General features: G+C 58.1%; 22 protein-coding genes and 1 tRNA gene. 14 read left to right on the plus strand and 9 right to left on the minus strand.

Features of this window, described 5'->3' with window-relative positions:
* Positions 1 to 65: 65 nt before the first annotated feature.
* Together QMX93_RS08295 and QMX93_RS08300 are read right to left on the minus strand one after the other, a co-directional pair.
* The gene (locus QMX93_RS08295; RefSeq protein WP_003179963.1) at positions 66 to 278 is read right to left on the minus strand and encodes a cold-shock protein; all 213 of its coding nucleotides are present in this window, start codon (positions 276 to 278) and stop codon (positions 66 to 68) included.
* Positions 279 to 568: 290 nt separating this feature from the next.
* Positions 569 to 871 (minus strand): hypothetical protein, encoded by a 303-nt coding sequence (locus QMX93_RS08300; protein ID WP_212544426.1) that lies wholly within the window; start codon positions 869 to 871, stop codon positions 569 to 571.
* Positions 872 to 1,243: 372 nt separating this feature from the next.
* Here QMX93_RS08300 and thrS point away from each other — a divergent pair, with 372 nt between their 5' ends.
* From thrS to QMX93_RS08345, 9 genes are all read left to right on the plus strand, one after another.
* Positions 1,244 to 3,166: a threonine--tRNA ligase gene (gene thrS / locus QMX93_RS08305; protein WP_007913488.1), complete on the plus strand. Its 1,923-nt coding sequence runs from the start codon at positions 1,244 to 1,246 to the stop codon at positions 3,164 to 3,166.
* Positions 3,166 to 3,717 carry a translation initiation factor IF-3 gene (gene infC, locus QMX93_RS08310; RefSeq protein ID WP_170947229.1) on the plus strand — a complete coding sequence of 184 codons (552 nt, stop codon included), beginning with the start codon at positions 3,166 to 3,168 and terminating at the stop codon, positions 3,715 to 3,717. The genes thrS and infC overlap by 1 nt, the downstream gene beginning before the upstream one ends.
* Before the next feature lie 60 nt (positions 3,718 to 3,777).
* Positions 3,778 to 3,972 (plus strand): 50S ribosomal protein L35, encoded by a 195-nt coding sequence (gene rpmI / locus QMX93_RS08315; RefSeq protein WP_002553160.1) that lies wholly within the window; start codon positions 3,778 to 3,780, stop codon positions 3,970 to 3,972.
* 28 nt (positions 3,973 to 4,000) lie between these two features.
* Positions 4,001 to 4,357: a 50S ribosomal protein L20 gene (gene rplT, locus QMX93_RS08320; protein WP_007913489.1), complete on the plus strand. Its 357-nt coding sequence runs from the start codon at positions 4,001 to 4,003 to the stop codon at positions 4,355 to 4,357.
* A gap of 109 nt (positions 4,358 to 4,466) precedes the next feature.
* Positions 4,467 to 5,483, plus strand: coding sequence for a phenylalanine--tRNA ligase subunit alpha (pheS, locus tag QMX93_RS08325; RefSeq protein WP_003226365.1), 1,017 nt, complete (start codon positions 4,467 to 4,469; stop codon positions 5,481 to 5,483).
* Positions 5,484 to 5,509: 26 nt separating this feature from the next.
* Positions 5,510 to 7,888: a phenylalanine--tRNA ligase subunit beta gene (gene pheT, locus QMX93_RS08330; RefSeq protein ID WP_282354500.1), complete on the plus strand. Its 2,379-nt coding sequence runs from the start codon at positions 5,510 to 5,512 to the stop codon at positions 7,886 to 7,888.
* A 3-nt stretch (positions 7,889 to 7,891) separates the two neighbouring features.
* Entirely contained in the window at positions 7,892 to 8,194 is a 303-nt protein-coding gene (ihfA, locus tag QMX93_RS08335; protein ID WP_002553164.1) for an integration host factor subunit alpha, read from the plus strand.
* Positions 8,175 to 8,531 (plus strand): MerR family transcriptional regulator, encoded by a 357-nt coding sequence (locus tag QMX93_RS08340; protein ID WP_003179985.1) that lies wholly within the window; start codon positions 8,175 to 8,177, stop codon positions 8,529 to 8,531. Before ihfA ends, QMX93_RS08340 begins: the two co-directional genes overlap by 20 nt.
* An 89-nt stretch (positions 8,532 to 8,620) precedes the next feature.
* A tRNA-Pro gene (locus QMX93_RS08345) sits at positions 8,621 to 8,697 on the plus strand.
* Between the two features lie 63 nt (positions 8,698 to 8,760).
* Here QMX93_RS08345 and QMX93_RS08350 read toward each other — a convergent pair.
* A complete protein-coding gene (locus QMX93_RS08350) occupies positions 8,761 to 9,039 on the minus strand; it encodes a hypothetical protein (RefSeq protein WP_282354502.1) in 279 nt (92 codons plus the stop codon).
* A 196-nt stretch (positions 9,040 to 9,235) separates the two neighbouring features.
* Between QMX93_RS08350 and QMX93_RS08355 the strand changes: the two genes are divergently transcribed.
* Positions 9,236 to 9,565: a hypothetical protein gene (locus QMX93_RS08355; protein WP_053119016.1), complete on the plus strand. Its 330-nt coding sequence runs from the start codon at positions 9,236 to 9,238 to the stop codon at positions 9,563 to 9,565.
* Between the two features lie 57 nt (positions 9,566 to 9,622).
* Here the strand turns inward: QMX93_RS08355 and QMX93_RS08360 are convergent, their stop codons facing one another.
* The 4 genes from QMX93_RS08360 to QMX93_RS08375 all read right to left on the minus strand — a co-directional run bounded on the left by QMX93_RS08360 (position 9,623) and on the right by QMX93_RS08375 (position 13,593).
* Positions 9,623 to 10,036 carry a VOC family protein gene (locus QMX93_RS08360; protein ID WP_282354504.1) on the minus strand — a complete coding sequence of 138 codons (414 nt, stop codon included), beginning with the start codon at positions 10,034 to 10,036 and terminating at the stop codon, positions 9,623 to 9,625.
* Between the two features lie 158 nt (positions 10,037 to 10,194).
* The gene (locus QMX93_RS08365) at positions 10,195 to 11,139 is read right to left on the minus strand and encodes an alpha/beta hydrolase (RefSeq protein ID WP_282354507.1); all 945 of its coding nucleotides are present in this window, start codon (positions 11,137 to 11,139) and stop codon (positions 10,195 to 10,197) included.
* A gap of 109 nt (positions 11,140 to 11,248) precedes the next feature.
* Complete coding sequence (locus QMX93_RS08370; RefSeq protein WP_282354509.1) at positions 11,249 to 12,247, minus strand: NAD(P)H-quinone oxidoreductase; 999 nt, start codon at positions 12,245 to 12,247, stop codon at positions 11,249 to 11,251.
* 62 nt (positions 12,248 to 12,309) lie between these two features.
* A complete protein-coding gene (locus QMX93_RS08375; protein ID WP_282354511.1) occupies positions 12,310 to 13,593 on the minus strand; it encodes a YbfB/YjiJ family MFS transporter in 1,284 nt (427 codons plus the stop codon).
* Positions 13,594 to 13,704: 111 nt separating this feature from the next.
* Between QMX93_RS08375 and QMX93_RS08380 the strand changes: the two genes are divergently transcribed.
* Together QMX93_RS08380 and QMX93_RS08385 are read left to right on the plus strand one after the other, a co-directional pair.
* Entirely contained in the window at positions 13,705 to 14,580 is an 876-nt protein-coding gene (locus QMX93_RS08380; RefSeq protein ID WP_282354513.1) for a LysR family transcriptional regulator, read from the plus strand.
* 238 nt (positions 14,581 to 14,818) lie between these two features.
* Entirely contained in the window at positions 14,819 to 15,256 is a 438-nt protein-coding gene (locus QMX93_RS08385) for a hypothetical protein (protein ID WP_282354515.1), read from the plus strand.
* 48 nt (positions 15,257 to 15,304) lie between these two features.
* Here QMX93_RS08385 and QMX93_RS08390 read toward each other — a convergent pair whose 3' ends face one another.
* On the minus strand, positions 15,305 to 16,027 hold the full coding sequence (locus QMX93_RS08390; RefSeq protein ID WP_282354517.1) for a pirin family protein: 723 nt from the start codon (positions 16,025 to 16,027) through the stop codon (positions 15,305 to 15,307).
* Positions 16,028 to 16,247: 220 nt separating this feature from the next.
* Between QMX93_RS08390 and QMX93_RS08395 the strand changes: the two genes are divergently transcribed.
* Both QMX93_RS08395 and QMX93_RS08400 read left to right on the plus strand, forming a co-directional pair.
* Positions 16,248 to 17,198 (plus strand): GlxA family transcriptional regulator, encoded by a 951-nt coding sequence (locus QMX93_RS08395; protein ID WP_159815535.1) that lies wholly within the window; start codon positions 16,248 to 16,250, stop codon positions 17,196 to 17,198.
* 89 nt (positions 17,199 to 17,287) lie between these two features.
* Complete coding sequence (locus tag QMX93_RS08400) at positions 17,288 to 18,724, plus strand: winged helix-turn-helix domain-containing protein (protein ID WP_282354521.1); 1,437 nt, start codon at positions 17,288 to 17,290, stop codon at positions 18,722 to 18,724.
* On the opposite strand, the gene QMX93_RS08405 is transcribed toward QMX93_RS08400, so the two are convergent.
* Positions 18,689 to 21,583, minus strand: a complete 2,895-nt coding sequence (locus QMX93_RS08405; RefSeq protein WP_282354523.1) for a winged helix-turn-helix domain-containing protein — start codon at positions 21,581 to 21,583, stop codon at positions 18,689 to 18,691. The genes QMX93_RS08400 and QMX93_RS08405 overlap by 36 nt on opposite strands.
* Positions 21,584 to 21,707 lie beyond the last annotated feature (124 nt).

The raw sequence follows: 21,707 nt of genomic DNA on the forward strand, positions 1-21,707 counted from the left end.
AGGCTTTTGTTGCAGGCATAAAAAACCCCGTCACATGGACGGGGTTTTTTTAGTGCGCCGAGAAATTACTCTGGGCGAACCTGTGCAGCTTGCATACCCTTTTGGCCTTTCTCAGCCACGAAGGAGACGGTCTGGCCTTCTTTCAGGCTTTTGAAACCGTCGGATTCGATAGCTTTGAAGTGTACGAACAGGTCGTCACCGCCACCTTGAGGAGTGATGAAGCCGAAGCCTTTTTCATCGTTGAACCATTTAACGGTGCCGGTTTGGCGATTAGACATGGTGTATCTCCAAGAAACATATATTTTCAGTAGTGCTGTGCTGCTCAGGCCAACTGGGCACACCGGAGTATCATAGTCGAAATGTTCGCTTTGGTAGCCCCCCGGACGTGCTGTTTGCCAATCAGTCGTGTTTTCTTTACTGCCTGTTTCGGCTGAAAGCCCCGGTTTACAAGGGTTTGCGCGGAACGTAAAGACAATAAAAAAACCTGTAAAACCTGCATAAATCCTCCGAAAAGGCTCAAATTCAGCCCTTTTTAGAGGCGCTGAGCCGATTCAAAAGACTTTTTTGATCACTTTTTCGCCGGGGTATTTGCCTTGCATTTGGCGATTTGGCCCAGCGCTTTCTGCTGCAGTTCAGGAGTTGCCTTGTTGTCCATCAGCGCCTGAATGTCGCTGGCCGGATAAGACTTGATGGCGTCAGCGCCGCAAGCACAATGAGATTTCGCTGCCGCAGCACCGATTTGTTGGGTCGCAGCCTGTGTGCACTGCGCCATGTACTTTTCGCGCTCGCCCTTCGGCCAATCGGCGTGGGCAGTCAACGGCAGCAGCATAACGATAGGGGCGACGACGGCGAACAGGGTATTCAGACGCATGCGAGGATGCTCCTTGTGGGTCAATGTCTTGTTATCTGAGGGCTGAAAGGCCGATCAAGTTCAGCACTCTGGCATAAAAACGGACGATTTGCCTTCTGATCAAACAGAGGCATAAGTGACCGCTCATCTGTGCTAGCATGCCGGGCTCAAGCGTTCTCAGGCGCCGGATGACCTACAGTCCCGGACGCGGTCAACGTGCGAATATTTCTGATTTGAATCCCAGTCACTCTGGTTCGGTTTTCCGGTTGGCCGCAAGGCTCCTGCCGCTGTAAGGCAGGCGTTCGTCATTGAATGGCCTGGATCGGATCTTGTACTGGCTCATCCCAACCCACGTGACCTTTGGTAGGGGTCACCACTAGGAGAGGAGGCGCCATGCCAACTATTACTCTTCCCGACGGCAGTCAACGTTCATTCGATCACCCGGTTTCCGTAGCCGAGGTCGCCGCATCCATTGGTGCTGGCCTGGCCAAAGCCACACTGGCCGGCAAGGTCAATGGTCAACTGGTCGACGCCAGCGACATCATCAGCAGCGACGCGACCCTGCAAATCATTACGCCAAAGGATGAAGAGGGGCTGGAGATCATTCGCCACTCTTGCGCTCACCTGGTGGGTCATGCGGTCAAGCAGCTGTACCCGACTGCAAAAATGGTGATCGGCCCGGTCATCGACGAAGGCTTCTATTACGACATCGCCTTCGAACGTCCTTTCACTCCGGACGACATGGCTGCGATCGAACAGCGTATGCAGCAGCTGATCGAGAAAGATTACGACGTCATCAAGAAAGTCACTCCGCGCGCCGAAGTGATCGAAGTGTTCAAGGCCCGCGGCGAAGACTACAAGTTGCGTCTGGTCGAGGACATGCCGAACGAACAGGCCATGGGTCTGTACTATCACGAAGAATACGTCGATATGTGCCGCGGCCCGCACGTGCCGAACACTCGCTTCCTGAAATCCTTCAAATTGACCAAGTTGTCGGGCGCCTACTGGCGTGGCGACGCCAAGAACGAGCAATTGCAGCGCGTTTACGGCACCGCTTGGGCAGACAAGAAGCAGCTGGCGGCTTACATCCAGCGCATCGAAGAAGCTGAAAAACGCGATCACCGCAAGATCGGCAAGCGTCTGGGCCTGTTCCACACCCAGGAAGAATCCCCGGGCATGGTGTTCTGGCACCCGAACGGCTGGACTCTGTACCAGGTGCTCGAGCAGTACATGCGCAAGATCCAGCGTGACAACGGCTACCTTGAGATCAAAACCCCTCAAGTCGTTGACCGCAGCCTCTGGGAGAAATCCGGGCACTGGGCCAACTACGCCGACAACATGTTTACCACGCAGTCGGAAAACCGCGACTACGCCATCAAGCCGATGAACTGCCCATGCCACGTGCAGGTGTTCAACCAAGGCCTGAAGAGCTACCGCGAGCTGCCGATGCGTCTGGCAGAGTTCGGTGCCTGCCACCGTAACGAGCCATCGGGTGCGCTGCACGGCATCATGCGTGTGCGTGCGTTCACTCAGGACGACGCCCACATCTTCTGCACCGAAGAGCAGATGCAAGCCGAATCCGCTGCATTCATCAAGCTGACCATGGACGTTTATCGCGACTTCGGCTTCACCGACGTCGAAATGAAACTGTCCACTCGTCCGGAAAAACGCGTCGGTTCCGACGAGCTGTGGGATCGCGCTGAGGCCGCATTGGCTGCAGCCCTTGATTCTGCGGGCCTGCCGTACGATCTGCAGCCGGGTGAGGGTGCGTTCTACGGTCCGAAGATCGAGTTTTCGCTAAAAGATTGCCTCGGTCGCGTCTGGCAATGTGGTACCTTGCAGCTCGATTTTAACCTGCCTGTCCGTTTGGGCGCTGAATACGTCTCCGAAGACAACAGCCGCAAACACCCAGTGATGTTGCACCGTGCGATCCTCGGTTCCTTTGAGCGTTTCGTCGGTATTTTGATCGAGCACTATGAAGGTGCATTCCCTGCGTGGCTCGCGCCGACCCAGGCGGTGATCATGAATATCACTGATAAACAGGCAGATTTTGTTGCAGAAGTTGAAAAAACTCTCAACGAAAGCGGATTTCGTGCCAAGTCCGACTTGAGAAATGAAAAGATCGGCTTTAAAATCCGCGAGCATACTTTGCTCAAGGTTCCCTATCTCTTGGTAATCGGAGATAAGGAAGTCGAGATGCAGACTGTCGCTGTGCGTACTCGTGAAGGTGCTGACCTGGGCTCGATGCCCGTCGCCCAGTTCGCTGAGTTTCTCGCGCAAGCGGTTTCCCGGCGTGGTCGCCCAGATTCGGAGTAATTATTATTAAGCGTGAAATGAGACAAGATAAACGAGCTGCACCGAAAGCCCCGATCAACGAGAATATCTCGGCACGCGAGGTTCGGTTAATTGGGGCTGAAGGTGAACAGCTTGGGATTGTGTCAATTGAAGACGCGCTTCTTAAGGCTGAAGAGGCCAAACTGGATTTGGTGGAAATTTCCGCCGATGCAGTACCCCCTGTTTGCAAACTGATGGACTACGGCAAATCGATCTTCGAGAAGAAGAAGCAGGTTGCCGCGGCCAAGAAAAACCAGAAGCAGATTCAGGTTAAAGAAATCAAGTTTCGTCCAGGGACGGAGGAAGGGGATTACCAGGTAAAACTGCGCAACCTGGTACGTTTCCTGAGTGATGGGGACAGGGCCAAGGTATCCTTGCGATTCCGCGGCCGTGAGATGGCCCACCAGGAGCTGGGGATGGAACTCCTCAAGCGGGTTGAAGCTGACCTGCTCGAGTACGGTTCGGTCGAACAGCATCCTAAGATGGAAGGACGCCAGCTGATCATGGTCATCGCCCCGAAAAAGAAGAAGTAATCAACAGGGCACGGCAGGCCTTCTGATTATGTTTATCAACTGAATGCGGAGTATCCGAACATGCCAAAAATGAAAACCAAAAGTGGTGCTGCTAAGCGGTTTCTGAAAACTGCTAACGGTATCAAGCACAAGCACGCTTTCAAGAGCCACATCCTGACTAAAATGTCGACCAAGCGTAAGCGTCAACTGCGCGGTAGCAGCTTGCTGCATCCGTCTGACGTGGCAAAAGTCGAGCGCATGCTGCGCCTTCGTTAATTTTAGTCAAGAATAGAGGAAGTAACTCATGGCTCGTGTAAAGCGTGGCGTCATTGCCCGTAAGCGTCACAAAAAAATTCTGAAACTTGCTAAAGGCTACTACGGTGCACGTTCGCGCGTATTCCGTGTTGCCAAGCAAGCGGTAATCAAGGCAGGCCAATACGCCTACCGTGACCGTCGTCAGAAAAAACGTCAGTTCCGCGCTCTGTGGATCGCTCGTATCAACGCTGGTGCTCGTGTTAACGGTCTGTCCTACAGCCGTTTCATCGCTGGCCTGAAAAAAGCGTCCATCGAGATCGACCGTAAGGTTCTGGCTGATCTGGCAGTGAACGAAAAAGCGGTGTTTGCTGCGATTGTCGAGAAAGCTAAAGCCACCTTGGCTTAAGTACCCCCGACAATCACCCGGCCTCACTTCCGTGGGGTCAGGTGGTAAACGTCTTAAATAGGGGAAGAGCCTTCAAGCTCTTCCCCTATTTTGTATCTGGAGTCTGTACATGGAAAACCTGGATGCGCTGGTCTCTCAAGCACTAGAGGCTGTGCAAAGCGCTGAAGATATCAATGCCCTGGAGCAAATCCGGGTTCAATACCTTGGCAAAAAAGGTGAATTGACTCAGGTGATGAAGACCCTGGGGAATTTGCCGGCAGAAGAGCGTCCGCAAGTCGGCGCTCTGATCAACGTTGCCAAGGAACGTGTAACAGGCGTTCTCAATGCGCGCATGGCCTTGTTTGAAGAAGCCGAACTGGCTGCCAAACTGTCCGCCGAATCCATTGACGTGACATTGCCGGGCCGTGGCCAGACCTCCGGTGGTCTGCATCCGGTTACCCGCACTCTGGAACGTGTTGAACAGTTCTTCACCCGCATCGGCTACGGCATTGCCGAAGGCCCTGAGGTCGAAGATGACTATCACAACTTTGAAGCGCTCAACATCCCAGGCCACCACCCGGCCCGGTCGATGCACGACACCTTCTATTTCAATGCCAACATGTTGCTGCGCACCCATACCTCGCCGGTACAGGTTCGCACCATGGAATCGAAGCAGCCGCCGATCCGCATCGTCTGCCCAGGCCGCGTGTATCGCAGCGACTCCGATATCACCCACTCGCCGATGTTCCACCAGGTCGAAGGCCTGCTGGTTGATCGCGACATCAATTTTGCCGATCTCAAAGGCACCATCGAAGAATTCCTGCGGGTGTTCTTCGAGAAAGAACTGGCCGTACGTTTCCGTCCTTCGTACTTCCCGTTTACCGAGCCATCCGCTGAAGTCGACATGGAATGCGTGATGTGCAGCGGTAAAGGCTGCCGCGTTTGCAAACAGACCGGCTGGCTGGAAGTGATGGGCTGCGGCATGGTTCACCCGAACGTGCTGCGCATGTCCGGCATCGATCCGGAAGAGTTCTCCGGCTTTGCCTTCGGCATGGGCGTCGAGCGTCTGGCCATGCTCCGTTACGGCGTGAACGACTTGCGTCTGTTCTTCGACAACGACTTGCGGTTCCTCGCGCAATTTCGCTAGTCGTAACGAATTCTTAGGAGAGCAGGATGAAATTCAGTGAACAATGGCTGCGTGGCTGGGTTAGCCCGCAGGTAGATCGCGATGAGCTGGTTGCTCGTCTGTCGATGGCCGGTCTTGAGGTCGATAGCGTTACGCCGGCCGCCGGTGTTTTCAGCGGCGTATTCGTGGGCGAGGTGCTGAGCACCGAGCAGCACCCGGATGCCGATAAATTGCGCGTTTGCCAGGTGAGCAATGGCGCGGAAACCTTCCAGGTCGTGTGCGGTGCGCCAAACGTGCGTCCGGGCCTGAAGATTCCGTTCGCCATGATCGGTGCCGAACTGCCGGGCGACTTCAAAATCAAGAAAGCCAAGCTGCGTGGCGTTGAGTCCAACGGCATGCTGTGCTCGCAAGCCGAGCTGCAGGTTGGCGAAGGCAACGACGGTCTGATGGAACTGCCGGCCGATGCGCCAGTGGGCGAAGATTTCCGCGTGTACCTGGATCTGGAAGACGCCAGCATCGAGGTTGACCTGACCCCGAACCGTGGCGATTGCCTGTCCCTGGCCGGTCTGGCCCGTGAAGTTGGCGCGCTGTATGACGCTCCGGTCACCCGTCCAGTAGTGCCGGCCGTAGCTGCCGTGCACGACGAAGTGCGTTCGGTCGAAGTGCTGGCGCCGGCTGCATGCCCGCGTTACCTCGGTCGCGTGATCCGTAACGTCGACCTGTCCAAGCCTACGCCGCTGTGGATGGTTGAGCGTCTGCGTCGTGCCGACGTGCGCAGCATCGACGCTGCCGTCGACATCACTAACTACGTGATGCTCGAGCTGGGTCAGCCGCTGCACGCTTTCGATCTCGCCGAAATCAATGGCGGTATCCGTGTGCGCATGGCGGAAGAGGGCGAGAAGCTGGTACTGCTCGACGGTCAGGAAGTCAGCCTGCGTAGCGACACGCTGGTGATTGCCGACCACACTCGCGCTCTGGCGATTGCCGGTGTGATGGGTGGCGAGCACAGCGGTGTGTCCGCGACCACTCGCGACGTGTTTCTGGAAAGTGCTTTCTTCGACCAGATCGCTGTGGCGGGCAAGGCTCGTTCCTATGGTCTGCACACCGATGCGTCGCACCGCTACGAGCGTGGCGTTGACTGGCAACTGGCCCGTGAAGCCATGGAGCGCGCCACTGGCCTGCTGCTGGAAATCACTGGCGGCGAAGCCGGCCCGATCATCGAGACCGTCAGCGAGCAGCACCTGCCGTCGATCGCGCCGATCACCCTGCGTTCGCAGCGCATCACCCAGATGCTCGGCATGGAAATGGATTCGGCTCAGGTTGAGCGTCTGCTCAGCGGCCTGGGTCTGGGCATTACTGCCGACGGCGCTGACCAATGGCGCGTAGAAGTGCCAAGCCATCGCTTCGACATCAGCCTTGAAGTCGATCTGATCGAAGAACTGGCCCGCCTGTACGGTTACAACCGTCTGCCGGTTCGTTACCCGCAAGCGCGCCTCGCGCCGCAAGCCAAGGCTGAAGCGCGTAGCGATCTGCCGGAACTGCGTCGTCTGCTGGTGGCTCGTGGTTATCAGGAAGCGATTACCTACAGCTTCATCGATCCACGCCAGTTCGAACTGTTCAATCCAGGCGTTGAGCCGCTGTTGCTGGCCAATCCGATCTCCAATGACATGGCTGCCATGCGCTCGTCGCTGTGGCCGGGTCTGGTCAAAGCGCTGCAGCACAACCTCAATCGTCAGCAAGATCGCGTGCGTCTGTTCGAAAGCGGTCTGCGCTTCGTCGGTCAGCTCGAAGGTTTGAAGCAAGAGCCGATGTTGTCGGGTGTTGTCTGCGGTAGCCGTCTGCCGGAAGGCTGGGCACAAGGTCGCGACACCATCGACTTCTTCGACGTCAAAGCTGACGTGGAAGCAGTACTGGGCTTCGCCGGTGCCCTGGATTCGTTCACTTTCGCACCGGGCAAACACCCGGCGCTGCACCCGGGGCAAACCGCGCGCATCGAGCGAGAAGGGCGTGAAGTCGGTTTCATCGGCGCCATTCACCCGGAACTGTCGAAAGCCTTGGGTCTGGATCGTCCAGTCTTCGTTTTCGAGCTGGTTCTGGCTGAAGTCGCACTCGGCAAAATGCCGAAATTCCACGAGTTGTCGCGCTTTCCTGAAGTGCGTCGTGACCTTGCATTAATTGCACACAAAGACGTCGCAGCCTCGGCAGTACTGGACGTAATCCGTGAAAATGCAGGCGAATGGCTCACAGATCTCAGGCTGTTTGACGTATATCAGGGTAAAGGCATTGATCCTGATAGAAAAAGCCTTGCAGTTGGCTTGACCTGGCAGCATCCATCGCGCACTCTTAATGACGATGAGGTGAATTCGACGACGCAAAATATCCTCACCTCGCTCGAACAAAGGTTGAACGCCACGTTAAGGAAGTGACGTATGGGGGCTTTGACGAAAGCTGAGATGGCGGAACGTCTGTATGAAGAGCTGGGCCTGAACAAGCGGGAAGCCAAGGAATTGGTAGAACTGTTTTTCGAGGAAATCAGGCACGCTCTTGAAGACAACGAGCAGGTCAAATTGTCCGGTTTCGGCAATTTCGACCTTCGGGACAAACGCCAGCGGCCTGGCCGCAACCCGAAAACGGGGGAAGAAATCCCGATCACGGCTCGCCGTGTGGTCACCTTTCGTCCAGGGCAGAAGTTGAAGGCCCGAGTTGAGGCTTATGCTGGAACCAAGTCATAACGACGAACTACCCGTCATCCCGGGCAAACGCTACTTCACCATCGGTGAAGTCAGCGAGCTGTGTGCCGTAAAGCCACACGTGCTGCGCTACTGGGAGCAGGAGTTTCCTCAACTCAACCCCGTCAAACGCCGCGGAAACCGCCGGTATTATCAGCGCCAGGACGTGCTGATGATCCGGCAGATCCGCGCGCTCCTTTACGATCAAGGTTTCACCATCGGCGGCGCACGCTTGCGTCTGTCCGGCGATGAAGCCAAAGACGACACCACCCAATACAAGCAAATGATCCGCCAAATGATCGCCGAACTCGAAGATGTGCTGGTGGTACTCAAGAAATAAAAAGCTGCGTTTGAATACTTCCAGTTTTCAAACGCTTGCGATATATTCTTGAGCGCTCTTCGAGGTGAAGAGCGAGTTGGAAAACCAGTCGGGGCGTAGCGCAGTCCGGTAGCGCACTAGCATGGGGTGCTAGGGGTCGAGTGTTCGAATCACTCCGTCCCGACCATTATTCCTGAGTAAAATCAGACAGGTAAGCCGATTAAATAAATCGGCTTTTTTGTGTCTGTCATTACGGTTTCGGCGCTTTTTTAACGTCGTCCGAATCACTCGACGTCGCAGCATCCTTCGCCGTCTCATGGGATTGCGCGCCAGCATTCCCACCTGATGACTCCTCACCTTTTTTGCTGGCCTTCTCGTCGTTGGCTTTCGAGCTTTTCGACTGATTGACCCCCGGCATGGCGGTCGGCGGTGCAGCGGATCCCGCCGTGTTTTGTTCACTTGCCAAGACGTAAACAGGGCCGGCCACAAGCAGGCTGGCGAGCGACAGGGCGGCAATTTTCTTGTTCATGGTCTGAGCCTTCCACGCTGGGTATGTATCGCATTGGAAGCAAGAGCGCGGCAAAGGTGCGTCGCGTAGGACGAGCGGTAGACATCACCGTCCTTTTATCTGTCTGAAAAAATCCCCAGTAGGCGGCAAATTGCTGGCCCCCTGATCGGAAACATCCGGTCAAAATCGCCTTTTTTCAAAAGGTTAGGTTGGCTATATGCGGACGATTGCCATCACCGTTGCAACGCTTTCCCTGGCTGCCTTTGCTTCGACTGTCGAGGCGAAAGAGATTAGCAAGAGTCATCAGTTTGCCTGCACCTGGGGCTCGGACATGGCTGCCGGAGCGCAGCAGTCCAAGCTGTCTGGCGTTTCTTTATATGGCGCGCGCAAGCAATTGCAGGTGCGCAAGTTTAAGCAGCCGTGGATGCGCATGACCGCGATGGGGATCACCGAGCAGACCTACAACAGCAGCTCGAAGCTCAAACCGGCGGCGATCAAGCAAATTTATTACGAACAGTGCATACGCCACGAATTGGCTCAGCGTTAACGCAAAAAGCCCAACCTGAACCGGTTGGGCTTTTTCATGCCTGACGAAGCGTCTGTGTCATTTTTCGCTTTCGCAATTGACCATCCACGACACGCCAAAACGATCGACCAGCATTCCAAAACGCGCGGCCCAGAAGGTCGCTTCCAGTGGCATATCGACGCGACCATCCTTGGCCAATGCGTTAAATACGCGCTCGGCTTCGGCGATGCTGTCGACGTTCAAAGAAATCGAGCAGCCGCTCATGCCTTGGGTCGGGCGGTCGGGCGTGGTGTCCGAGGCCATGATCATCTGATCACCGACCTTCAGGCAGGTGTGAATCACCAGATGGTGATGCTCTTTGGACACGTGCTCGGCGGCGGGTGTTTCGCCGAAGGTCATCATCGCCTCGAGCTTTCCCTGCAAGGCTTGTTCGTAAAACGTGAACGCTTCGCGGCAGTCGCCGTTGAAGATCAGGTACGGGTTGATTCTCATGTCTCTGCTCCCGGCAGTAGCGCGGAGAGCGGCGGTTATTCGCCAGGTTCCGCGTTGGGCGGTTAAAACATAGCAGAGCGTTGGACGTCAGGAAGGGCGGAGCTTTCCAGATGGATTCGTTCTCAAAAACGTCTGGTTTAGTACTGTCTGAATCCAGTTCAGGAATCGCCCGAGCTTTTTAACAAAGCAGGCCCGGCCATGCGGGGAGCGGGTTTGGATTGCATCAGGCTGTCCAGCGCTTTGCGATAACTTTGACCGCCGAGCGCCATGCTGTTGTTGTGCGTTGCTCCTGGCACCAACAAAAGGCGCTTGGGTTGTTGCGCTGCGTTGAACAGTTGCTCACTGAAACGCGGTGGCACGAAAGCGTCGGCCAGACCGTGTACGACCAGCAAAGGCATATGAATGTCGGCGATCTTGTCGATCGAATCGAATTTCTGCGAGAGCAACCAGCGCACCGGCAGCGAGGTGTTGGCCACAGACGCGGCGACGTCCGCCAGTGTGGTGAAGGTCGATTCAATCACCAATCCACGAACCGGCAGCGGTGTGTGATTACGCTCGGCGTCCTGGCCAAGTTCTGCAGCCAGATCGATCGCCACTGCGCCGCCAAGAGAATGGCCGTAAATCAGGCGTTTGTTCGGATCCGGTTGCAGCAGTTTGAAGCGCTCCCAGGCGACGCGGGAATCTTCGTAAACGCTGCTTTCCGACGGCAGATCTCCGTGGCTCTGGCCGAATCCGCGATAGTCGATGGCCAGCACCGAGTAACCCGCTGCGCGCAATTGCTCAATGCGGAACAACTGCCCAGTCAGGTTCCAGCGCACGCCGTGCAAATAGAGAATGGCCGGGGCATTGGCTTTTTCCGCCGGCCACCACCACGCGTGAATGTTTTGCCCGGCCTTGAAGCTCTTTGGTTGCAGGTCGAGTTCCTGCACGCTGCCGGGCAAGCCGTGATACCAGCCGGCCGTGCCCGGTTCGATGCGAAACAGCAGTTTGCGTTCGGTGTGTTCGAGCACGGCACAACTCATTGGCACGCCGATAATCAGCGCGGCCATGCAGGCGAACGCCAGACGGCGGCGGCGCAGACGAGTCATGAAGGACTGGAACATTAAACGTTTCACCACGCAGACAAAGAACGCTTTTTACCAGAACCCTCGGCCTGCGCGTGACAATTTCGACCAGCGCCCGTGGGCAACGATTACAAAATGCTGCAACTGCTTAAATCACCTGCAACACGATTTTGCCGATATGGTCGCCGGCCTCCATGTGCGCGTGGGCCTGGGCCGCGTCTGCGAGCGGGTAGACCTTGTCGATGATCGGCAGGCAGCGCCCGGCAGCCAGTGCTGGCCAGACGTGCTCGCGCAGTTGGCTGGCGATCTCGGCTTTCTCCGCCGCAGTGCGGGCGCGCAGCAGCGAACCGGTGATCACCGCACGTTTGGCCATCATTGCCAGCAGATCGAAGTCATTGGCACGGGCGCCGCCGAGGAAGCCGAGCATCACCAGCCGGCCGTCCATCGCCAGCGCGCTGACATTAGCGTTGAGGTACGAGCCACCCATGATGTCGAGAATCGCATTCACGCCTTTGCCGTCGGTCTTCTCGGCGATCACCGCGGCGAAATCCTCTTCGCGATAGTTGATCGGCTGGCCGCCGAGTTTGCTGATTGCCGCGCATTTGTCAGCGCTGCCGGCGGTGGCGAAGGTTTCGATGCCGAATTCGCGGCAGAGCATCAGCGCGGTGGTACCGATGCCGCTGGTGCCGCCGTGAATCAACACGCGTTGACCACGGCTGGCGGCCCCGAGCACGAACAGATTGGCCCACACGGTGAAGAAGGTTTCCGGGATCGCTGCCGCTTGAATCCAGTCGATGCCGTCGGGAATCGGCAAGGTCTGGCCTGCCGGAACCGCGCAGTACTCGCCGTAGCCGCTGCCGTTGGTCAACGCGCAAACCCGGTCGCCCACGGCAAACTGGCTGACGCCGGCGCCCAGCGCCACGACTTCACCGGCCACTTCGAGCCCGGGAATCGGATCCATGCCTGGCTTCATCGGGTATTTGCCGGCACGTTGCAAGGCATCCGGACGGTTTACGCCGGCTGCGTGTACGCGGATCAGTACTTGGCCTTCAGCGGCGACTGGCAACGGTACGCGTTTGGGTTGCAGGACTTCCGGGCCACCGGGTTCGGTGATTTGGATTTGGGTCATTTCGGTGGGCAAAGACATGCAGAGTCCTCTCAGCAAAGGTTTGTGTAAATGGGAGTGCTGCGTCGATCAATAAATTCAGGTCAATCCCCGCACCCCTGTAGGAGTGAGCCTGCTCGCGATGGCGTCGGGGCAGTCGATGCAGGGTTGCCAGACACACCGCGTTCGCGAGCAGGCTCACTCCTACATTGGATTGTGCGTGTCCATACGTTCATGGCTAACTCCAGGATGAGCGCCACCGCAATCGCGCTAGCAGCAATCACAAACAGCAACGCGTGATGGCCGCCCGTGGCATTCAACAGCGCCGAATAGGCAAACCCGGCCAACGCCTGAAACGTGGCAAACGACACTGTGGCGCGGCTCCAGGCGATTTGCTGGCGATGATGATTCGGCACCAGTTCATGCACCCGAGCCAAGGCCAGCGGCACGATGCCCGGCGGGAATGAACCGAGAATCACCGCGAGCAGCGCCAGTGCCAGAAAGGAATGCGAAACCGCCAGCAGCCCCAGCGTGATCGCCTGCACGACGAGCACCAGCCGAATACTTTTACGTGCGCCGAATCGATCCGCCAGAAAGCCATAACTCACCGGCCCGACAATCGCGCCCACGCCATACATCACCCACACCAACGCGCCGACATGCGCCCCGGCACCGAGTCCACGCGCCACGTAATCCACCAGAAAAACCATCGCCGGCACCAGACCCGCCGCCATGAAGGCGTATTGAGCGAACAGCAGATAAACGCCGGGCGGAGTCGTTTGAGTCGCCGCCACCTCATGTGAGGCGGTCGGCTGCGGCAGATCCGCAGGCCAGCCGAACCAGCTCAACGCCGTCAGTACCAGCGACAAAGTGCCGAGCCCCAGCCAAGTCGCCTGCAGACCCAAACTCAACAGCGGCGGCACAATCGTCCCCGAGCCGGCGATGCCCAAACCGATCCCCAGAAAAATCGCGCCACTGGCCAGCCCTTTGCGCGCGGCCGGCACATGCGGCAGCACGGTCGCAGCCACCAGCACCATGATCGCGCCACCGGCAATCCCCGACAGCAGTCGCCAGCCGAAAAACCAGCTCACTGACAGCGGATAGGCGCAGGCGAAAAATGCCGCTGTCACCGCGAACATCATCAGGCGCAGCGCATTTTTGTTGCCAAGTTGCAGCGCCACAGGACGGCCGAGCAGGGCACCGATCAAATAGCCGACAAGGTTGGCGGCGCCGAGGTACACGACGTCGTTGGCAGAAAACCATTGCGCTTGAATCAGCGCAGGAATCAGCGGTGTGTAAGCAAACCGCGCCAGCCCGATGCTGACCAGGCTGGCGCAGAGTCCGGCGAAGATCGGCAGCCAGAGGCCGGTGGATGATGAAGTACGCATGAGAGCGATCTCGAGGAAGGTATATGGCGCTGAGGGTATCGGCTATTGTTGCTGCATTCGCGCAGCGATTAAGCGGCGCACTGATGCGGATTTGCATCATCAGGAGACAGCATGAATTGGGATGATGCGCGGGTGTTTCTCGCGGTTTGTCGCGAGTCGACGTTACGCGGCGCAGCGCGGGTGCTGGGAGTTGATCAAGCGACAGTAGGGCGACGCATCACTGCGCTGGAAAAGTCCCTGAGTGCGACGTTGTTCCTGCGCACCTCCGACGGTTACGCGTTGACGGCGGTGGGTGAGGCCGCGCTGAAGAACGTGGAGAAGATGGAGCATTCGGCGCTGGAGCTTGAGCGACAGATTCAGGGGCTCGACGATCGCCTGACCGGCAATGTGCGCGTCAGCACTACCGATTCGCTGGCCATCGACTTTCTGATTCCGGCCATTGCCCGCCTGCACGAGCTGCACCCGGACGTACGCGTGCAACTGGACGCGTCCACGCAGATTCTCAGTCTGGCCAAGCGCGAGGCGGACATCGCCGTGCGCAATACGCGGCCGGACAATCCGGATCTGATCGCCCGGCGGATTGCCCGCTGGCCGGTGGGTTTGTTCGCTTCGCAAGCGTACGTCGATGCCAAGGGCATTCCGCAACCGGGCTCGGCGTTCGAGGGGCATGATCTGGTGGTCTATCAGCCGTATCTGCAGGGCAATAAAGACCTGACGCTGGTCTCTGAACCGATGACTCGCGGGCGGATTGTTGCCGGCCTCGGCTCTAGCCTGTTGGTGCGCCGGGCAATGGCGGCCGGTCTCGGTGTAGGAGAAATTCCCGTGTACATGGGCGAGCGCGATGGAATGGTCAGACTCTGGCCCGAACGTACTCGACCGTTACCGTACGACGTGTGGCTGGTGACCCACGCGGATCTGCGCCATACCGCGCGGGTGAGGGCGGTGATCGAGCAGATTGTCGACGTGTTTGCAGCTGAGAATGACTAGATGCAAGGGCTACGTCTTCTGACGAAACGGCCTACAAAACAGGCAGAATCGGCTGGCTTGTCAGCCGACTGGGCGGGTTCTATCGTTACGACAGCTCGGTGAGAGGCCAAAGGCTCGCACTGATGTGGAGTACCAGGGACGGTGTCGGTAGACCCAGGAAGGTGTCGAATTGAAAACTACGGAATTCAGTCAAAACTTAATCAGTGACCTGTCGAGACAAGGTCGGAATACCCAAACCATGAGTGCAATCAGTCGCGAAGAATTCAATGCAAAGATAGAAACCATAGAAGCCAGAATGGATGCTCGGCTTGAGGGTGTGTCGGCGAGATTCGATGCCTTTCTTTCGGCCCAGGCCGAGCGGGACAATACTCGATTGGAGCGGGATCAGACTCAAGCAGAGCGCGATAAACGCTATGATTTGATGTGGGCCGGAGTGCAAAAAATCGCCGAAGAGTCAAAAGAAGCCATCAAACAGGCATCGACTGTGAAGGCTAATTACTGGGCAGCGACTGCCGTACATTTTTTCGGAGTGATCACCATCGTCGTGGCCGCGCACTTCGCCAATCAAGCCGCCGTGCTGACTACCCTGCAGACTACGCTCGCAGCGATCCAACTGGGCAAAGACATCAGCGTGCAAAAGCCGGCCTCGTTGCAAATACCGGTACCGCCACAATAAAAAACGGCCTTCAAAAGAAGGCCGTTTCTGTTGGCGTTGAAATACTGCTTATGGCATCTGCGGCAATTCCTGCGGCCGCAAGTCAAACACCAGCACCTCGGCGTCTACGCCATTGCTCAAGGTCAGTGCCTGTTCGTCACGAACCCGCACACCATCGCCTTCCTGCAATTGCACGCCATTGAGTTCAACGCTGCCCCGTGCCACATGCACGTAAGCATAACGGTCAGCGGCCAGTTTCAGTGTGGCGCTTTCCTTGCCATCGAAGAGGCCGGCATACACTCGCGCATCCTGGCGTACTTTCAGCGATCCATCTTTGCCGTCCGGCGAGATGATCAATTGCAGGCGACCGCGTTTTTTCTCGGCGCTGAAGTGCTCCTGCTGATAACGCGGTTTGGCGCCACTGACTTCCGGCACTATCCAGATTTGCAGGAAGTGCACAGGCTTGGTCGCCGAGTGGTTGAACTCGCTGTGCGCCACGCCGCTGCCGGCGCTCATCAGTTGCACATCACCGGGGCGGATGACCGAACCGGTGCCCAAGGTGTCTTTGTGTTCCAGCGCGCCTTCCAGCACGTAGGAAAAGATCTCCATGTCTCGGTGCGGGTGTTGGCCGAAACCCTTACCGGCAGCAACGCGGTCATCGTTGATCACCAGCAGGTCAGAGAAACCCTGTTCACGCGGGTCGCGGTAGCTGGCGAAGGAAAAGGTGTGGAACGACTTCAACCAGCCATGATTGGCGAGGCCACGATCGGAGGCTTTGCGAAGAGTCAGCATGATGAAATCTCCTTACGGGACGTTAATTCGTCCGAGTGAGAAGAAGGTTACTGGTAATTGCCGAGTGCAATAAGTAGATGAAAATTGAAAGACTGTCCTGATCAGGTTGACAGTTTTGCGCGGTGGTTCATGCATTTTTTCCGACGTCTGCGCTGCAGTTGGCCATAATGCCTCGCGTATCCGGTGCGTCTTTCTTTCTTTGAACTCAGTGAAATCTTCCATGAAAACCGTGGCAATGGTGCTGTTCCCCGACTTTCTTCTGCTGGACATGGCCGGGCCACTGGAAGTGTTTTCGGTCGCCAACCGCTTTTTGAAGGCTGAAGCACATTACCAATTGACCACTCTGGGTACCGAGCCGGGCCCCCTGCGTGCTTCAAATGGCGTGTTGGTACATGCCGACCGCCATATTGAGCAGACAGACGAGTACTACGACTTGCTGTTGGTGCCGGGCGGCCCCGGTGCCTACAACGACAAATCTCCGCCGTTGCTCAATTGGTTGAAGGGCGCGGTCAGTCGGGCCGAGCGCTACGGGTCAATCTGTACCGGCGCATTTGTGCTGGGACACGCCGGGTTGCTCGACGGCTATCGCGTGACCACCCACTGGAATTACACCGAACGTCTGATCAAGGGATTTCCCAAGGCAGATGTCGCGACCGATCAGATTTTCGTCGAGGATCGCAACCTGATCACTTCGGGTGGGGTCACCGCGGGCATCGATCTGGCGTTGGCTGTAGTCGCTCAAGACCACGGCAAGACGCTCGCGCAGAATGTCGCCAAAGTGTTGCTGGTGGTCATGAAACGTCAGGGCGGTCAGGCGCAGTTCAGCCCATTGATGGCTGCGGTTGCGCCGCAGGAAACGCCGATTACCCGCGTGCAGAATTACGTCCTCGAACACCTCGACGAGGCGTTCACCATCGAGCGCATGGCAGGACTGGCGAACATGAGTGCGCGGCATTTCGCGCGCCTGTTCAGCCGTGACGTCGACATGACGCCGATGGAGTTTCTGCAAAGTGCGCGCATCGATTGCGCCCGTAATTTGCTTGAAACCAGCGACTTGCCGCTGAAAACCGTGGCTTACAAAAGTGGTTTCGGCAGCGTCCGCCATATGCGTTTTCTGTTTGCAGAAAAGCTCGGTCTGACCCCCGCGCAGTACCGCGAACAGTTCAGCTAGAGCGGTTCTGTCCGTTTCACGCACCCGGAAGTCCGTGTTGCGCCCCGCGTGGCAGTTGTACCGTCACTTGAGGCTGCCAAGATGATGGCATGAACAGCCCCATCGATTTGACCTCGGCGTCAGTGCTGCATTTTGGCCCTTACGCGTTCCACTTGCGCCAGCGGCTGATCCTGGAAGGGGATCGGCAATTGCGCATGGGCGGGCGCGCGCTGGACATTCTGCAAGTGCTGGTCGAGCGCGCCGGTCGAGTGGTCAAGAAGGAGCACTTGATTGCGCTGGTCTGGCCGACGTCGGTGGTCGAAGAGATCAATTTGCGCGTGCACATTGCCGCGCTGCGCCGAGCGCTGGGTGACGGTGAAAATGGCCAGCGCTACATCGTCAATGTGCCGCAATGCGGTTACAGCTTCGTGGCCCCGGTGCGGGGCGACAATACCGCGCAAGTGGTGTTCGAAACCCTGCAAGCGCCCCAGCACAATCTGCCGGCACGACTGACGCCGGTGACCGGCCGCGATTCGTTAGTCGGTTCGATGGTGCGCCAACTGCCGTTGTGCCGGTTGATGAGCGTGACGGGCCCGGCCGGGGTCGGGAAGTCCACGGTGGCGTTGCGCGCGGCCGAGTTGTTGTTGCAGCACTTTCGCGATGGCGTGTGGCGGGTGGATCTGGCGCCTGTCGACGATGGCACGGCGCTGTTTGATCACGTTTTGCAAACGCTAAATACCGATCTCGCCACGTTGGCCAGTCGTCATACGCTGTTGCTGCTCGACAACTGCGAGCATCTGCGCGACGCCTGCAGGTTTCTGGTGGAGAAGCTGTTGAATGCGGCACCGCGCTTGTCGATCCTCGTGACCAGCCGCGAAGCGCTGCAAGCCGATCTGGAAACCGTGCAGCACCTGCCACCGCTGAGCCTTCCCCCGTCGAGCGCGCTGGGCAGTGTCGAAGAAACCATGGGTTATTCGGCGGTGCAGCTGTTTGTCAGCCGCGCCCGCGCACGTCAGCAGGGGTTTTGCCTGCGGCTGCAGGATCTGGAAGTCGTGCGCGAAATCTGTCGGCGCCTCGACGGTTTGCCGTTGGCGATAGAACTGGCGGCAGCGCAAATTGATGCGCTGGCGCTGGTGGGGTTGCAGGCGCAATTGAGTAATTGTCTGCAACTTCAGGGGCGACGCACTGCTGAGCCAAGGCATCAGACCCTGCAAGCCGCGCTGGACTGGAGCTATCAGCGCTTGAGCGAACAACAGCAGCGGGTGCTGCAACGTTTGTCGGTGTTCAAAGTGGCTTTTACGCTTGAGGCGGCGCTGGCGGTGCTCGCCGAGGCACACGGGCAGTTGATCATTGATCAACTGGTGCAGAAGTCATTACTAACGGTAAAGCGCGGGGAGGGGGCGTTGCACTATCGAATGCTCAACACCACTCGGTTGTACGCGCGGGCAAAACTCATCAGCGGTGATTTTGAACATCGCCATCTACATTTTCTGCGGCGGTCATCCCGGGTTTCAGGCTTGCGTTTGACTGCGCAACTTGTCGAGTAGCTGGCGCACTTTGCGCAAGTCCGGGGTGGCGTAGCCTTCGGTAAAGCGCTGATGGATCGGGGTCAGCAGATCAAGGGCTTCTTGGTAACGGGATTGTTGCTGCCAGAGCTGTCCCAGTGACGTGGCGCTGCGTAGCTCCCAGGCTAGTGCGCCTTGGGATTGGGCGATGGACAGGGCCTGGAGCAAGAGATGTTCTGCTTCTTGGGTTTTTGTGATGTTTGATCTGGCGCCTTCGCGAGCAGGCTCGCTCCCACATTGGCATTGCGTCGGGCATAAATCTCTGTGGGAGCGAGCCTGCTCGCGAAGGCTTCCTTCCTCACAGCCCAAATCTTCAGCCAAAAGCTGCTCCGCCCGAGCCCGCAATATCTCCGCCGTGCTCCAACCCGCCGCACCACTGCGCGCCCGCTCCAGTAACGCGTCATCCACAAAACCACTGTCCAGCGTCACCATGATTTCCCGGATCAACCCGCCACCCTCCGCCCGCACAACCGTCGCCGTCTCAGCATCAATCACCTGCGCGTAATGCCGCCCCCACGTATGAAACAGCAGCACCGAATGCTTCTGCGACTGCTCCAGCAAAAGACGCAGCAAGGCCCGCGCGTTCTGCTCATCACCGTTGTAATGCGCGATCAGACAAGTGGCCAGCGCCAGGGTGTAGCAAATCGAGGTGCCATGATTGATCTGCACCGCGATGTCCAGCGCCTGCCGCGCCGTATTCCACGCCTGTTCGGGAAAACCCTGCAACCACAACACGCGGGCGAGTACGGTCAGCGAAGCGACGCTCTGGTCGTATTGCACGCCGAAGCCGTGGGTGAAGCGATTGAGGTGACCGCTCTGCGCCATGCGCTGAATCACTTGTTCGGCGTGGATGCGCGCCTGCGTCTGGTCGCCGGCGTAGTGCAGCGCCAGCACGCGCAAACGGTGAGTACTTAATGTCAAAAGCGGATCGCCGTGCAGGCCGAGGCGATCGAATTGTTCGCTCTGCTCAAGGGCCATTTGATAGTTTCCGCAACTCAGGTTGACCGCCATGTGCCCCGACACCGCCCGCAGTTGCCCGGCGACATCGCCATGCTGATGGGCCAGCGCAGTGGCACTGGCGAAAGCCTCAATGGTTTCCGGGGTGCCGCCCCAAGTGTGATAACAGGCGCTGCCGAGTGCGAGATTCAAGGCAATTTGCAGACGCGGACAAGGCGTCTCGGCATCCTCGAGCAGGGACAGCGCCTGACGCACGTAACCGCCGTATTCCTTGAGCAGCGACAGTTCCTGCCATAACGGCGCGGAAGCGGCGGCCAATCGAATCGCCAGCTCATCCGGGCCGTCACCGTTCAGGCTCCAGTCCAGCGCCGCGCGCAAATCTTCCAGACCTCGGGCATAGCGCTCGATCCACAGCGTGGTCGGCGTGTGTTCCCAAGCGCTCTGCGCCTGATGCATCAGCGCCAGACAGCGCTCCGCGTGGCGCTTGCGGGTCTGTCCAAGCTCGCCCGACATATAGAGTTTTTCCAGGGCATAACGGCGGGTGGTGTCGAGCAAGCGGTAGAACACCTCTTCATCGCCGACTTCAACGTTCAGCAGTGATTTGGCGACCAATTGCGTGATCGAGCCAAACACTTCACCGGGCGTGAGGTGCTGGCCACCAATGACTGCCGCAGCGGACTCTAGCGTGAAGCCGCCGCGAAACACCCCCAGCCGGCGCAAGCAGGTTTGCTCACAAGCGGTGAGCAAATTGAAACTCCAGTCCAGCGTGGCCCGCAGTGTGATGTGACGATCCTGATTGTCCGGCGCCACGGGCGGCAAACGCCCCTGCAACTGCTTCGACAAACCGCTCAATCCCAATTCGCCGATCTGCGCGGCCGCCAACTCCAGCGCCAGCGGAATACCGTCGAGGCGTCGGCAGATTTCAATCGCCAGCGGCAGTTCGGCGTCGCTGATTTCAAAGTTTTCGCAAGCGGCCATGGCCCGTTCGACGAACAGTTGCAGGGCTGCAAAACTCAATGCCTGCGCGCGGTTGAGGACGATGTCCGGCGGGCAGTCGAGGGATTCCAGCCGCTGCACATACTCGCCCTCGGCGCGCAGGCTTTCGCGACTGGTCGCCAGAATGTGCACCTGCGGCGCGCCGCGCAAAATGCTCTCGCTGAGCAGGGCGACGGCGTCGATCAAGTGCTCGCAATTGTCGATCACCAGCAGCATTTGCCGATCGCGCAGGGCGTTGATCAGACTGGTCTGCGGATCGTGATCGTTGAGCAACGTGTCGAGAAGGGCAGCCAGGTGCGAGTAGATCATTCGCGGGTCGGACAGCGGTGCCAGATCGAGCAAGCGAATGCCGTCTCGATAATGCCCGATCAATTGCTCGGCAACGCGCAGGGCAACCGTGGTTTTGCCGATTCCGCCGGGGCCGACCAAGGTGATGCAGCGCTGACGCGGCAATTGCGTCATCAGGCTGTCGACCAGCATTTGGCGGCCGATCATCCGTGTACGCCGCAGCGGCAGGTTATGTCGCCCAACGTGCGTGCCAGCGGGTTGTTGATCGATGTTCTGTTGCAGAATCGGTGCGACAAAGCTGTAACCCCGCTGCGCCACGGTGACGATGTAGCGCTGACCGGCCTGACCATCGCCGAGTGCTTTGCGCAAGGCGGCCATGTGCACGCGCAAATTGATGTCTTCGACAACGCTGTCCGGCCACACTCCGGCCATCAACGCCTGCTTGCTCACCACTTCGCCGGCGTGCGCCAGCAAAATCAGGAGAATGTCCATGGCCCGGCGACCCAGACGCAACGGTTGCTCACCCTCAAGCACCAGCCGTTGTGCCGGGTAAATCCGATAAGGGCCGAAACCGATGGCCTGATTTGACGGAAGACTCAACCACTCACTCCTGCGGTGCTGCAGCGGACAGGACGAAACAGCACTGGGCGAGCGCGCAGGGCGTCTGTTTCGCGGTGTCCGGGCATAATCCTCAGGTTTGAGCATCGGTGCAACGGCTGGTGTG

This window comes from Pseudomonas sp. PS01303, assembly GCF_029959385.1.
Classification (GTDB): Bacteria; Pseudomonadota; Gammaproteobacteria; order Pseudomonadales; family Pseudomonadaceae; genus Aquipseudomonas; species Aquipseudomonas rustica.

Coding starts and splice junctions, on each gene's coding strand:
- QMX93_RS08295 (WP_003179963.1), bottom strand. CDS start 278: ATGTCTAATCGCCAAACCGGCACCGTTAAATGGTTCAACGATGAAAAA.
- QMX93_RS08350 (WP_282354502.1), bottom strand. CDS start 9,039: ATGAACAAGAAAATTGCCGCCCTGTCGCTCGCCAGCCTGCTTGTGGCC.
- QMX93_RS08365 (WP_282354507.1), bottom strand. CDS start 11,139: ATGTTCCAGTCCTTCATGACTCGTCTGCGCCGCCGCCGTCTGGCGTTC.
- pheT (WP_282354500.1), top strand. CDS start 5,510: ATGAAATTCAGTGAACAATGGCTGCGTGGCTGGGTTAGCCCGCAGGTA.
- QMX93_RS08375 (WP_282354511.1), bottom strand. CDS start 13,593: ATGCGTACTTCATCATCCACCGGCCTCTGGCTGCCGATCTTCGCCGGA.
- thrS (WP_007913488.1), top strand. CDS start 1,244: ATGCCAACTATTACTCTTCCCGACGGCAGTCAACGTTCATTCGATCAC.
- QMX93_RS08355 (WP_053119016.1), top strand. CDS start 9,236: ATGCGGACGATTGCCATCACCGTTGCAACGCTTTCCCTGGCTGCCTTT.
- rplT (WP_007913489.1), top strand. CDS start 4,001: ATGGCTCGTGTAAAGCGTGGCGTCATTGCCCGTAAGCGTCACAAAAAA.
- QMX93_RS08340 (WP_003179985.1), top strand. CDS start 8,175: ATGCTGGAACCAAGTCATAACGACGAACTACCCGTCATCCCGGGCAAA.
- rpmI (WP_002553160.1), top strand. CDS start 3,778: ATGCCAAAAATGAAAACCAAAAGTGGTGCTGCTAAGCGGTTTCTGAAA.
- QMX93_RS08395 (WP_159815535.1), top strand. CDS start 16,248: ATGAAAACCGTGGCAATGGTGCTGTTCCCCGACTTTCTTCTGCTGGAC.
- pheS (WP_003226365.1), top strand. CDS start 4,467: ATGGAAAACCTGGATGCGCTGGTCTCTCAAGCACTAGAGGCTGTGCAA.
- QMX93_RS08380 (WP_282354513.1), top strand. CDS start 13,705: ATGAATTGGGATGATGCGCGGGTGTTTCTCGCGGTTTGTCGCGAGTCG.
- ihfA (WP_002553164.1), top strand. CDS start 7,892: ATGGGGGCTTTGACGAAAGCTGAGATGGCGGAACGTCTGTATGAAGAG.
- QMX93_RS08400 (WP_282354521.1), top strand. CDS start 17,288: ATGAACAGCCCCATCGATTTGACCTCGGCGTCAGTGCTGCATTTTGGC.
- QMX93_RS08390 (WP_282354517.1), bottom strand. CDS start 16,027: ATGCTGACTCTTCGCAAAGCCTCCGATCGTGGCCTCGCCAATCATGGC.
- QMX93_RS08360 (WP_282354504.1), bottom strand. CDS start 10,036: ATGAGAATCAACCCGTACCTGATCTTCAACGGCGACTGCCGCGAAGCG.
- QMX93_RS08300 (WP_212544426.1), bottom strand. CDS start 871: ATGCGTCTGAATACCCTGTTCGCCGTCGTCGCCCCTATCGTTATGCTG.
- QMX93_RS08385 (WP_282354515.1), top strand. CDS start 14,819: ATGAGTGCAATCAGTCGCGAAGAATTCAATGCAAAGATAGAAACCATA.
- QMX93_RS08370 (WP_282354509.1), bottom strand. CDS start 12,247: ATGTCTTTGCCCACCGAAATGACCCAAATCCAAATCACCGAACCCGGT.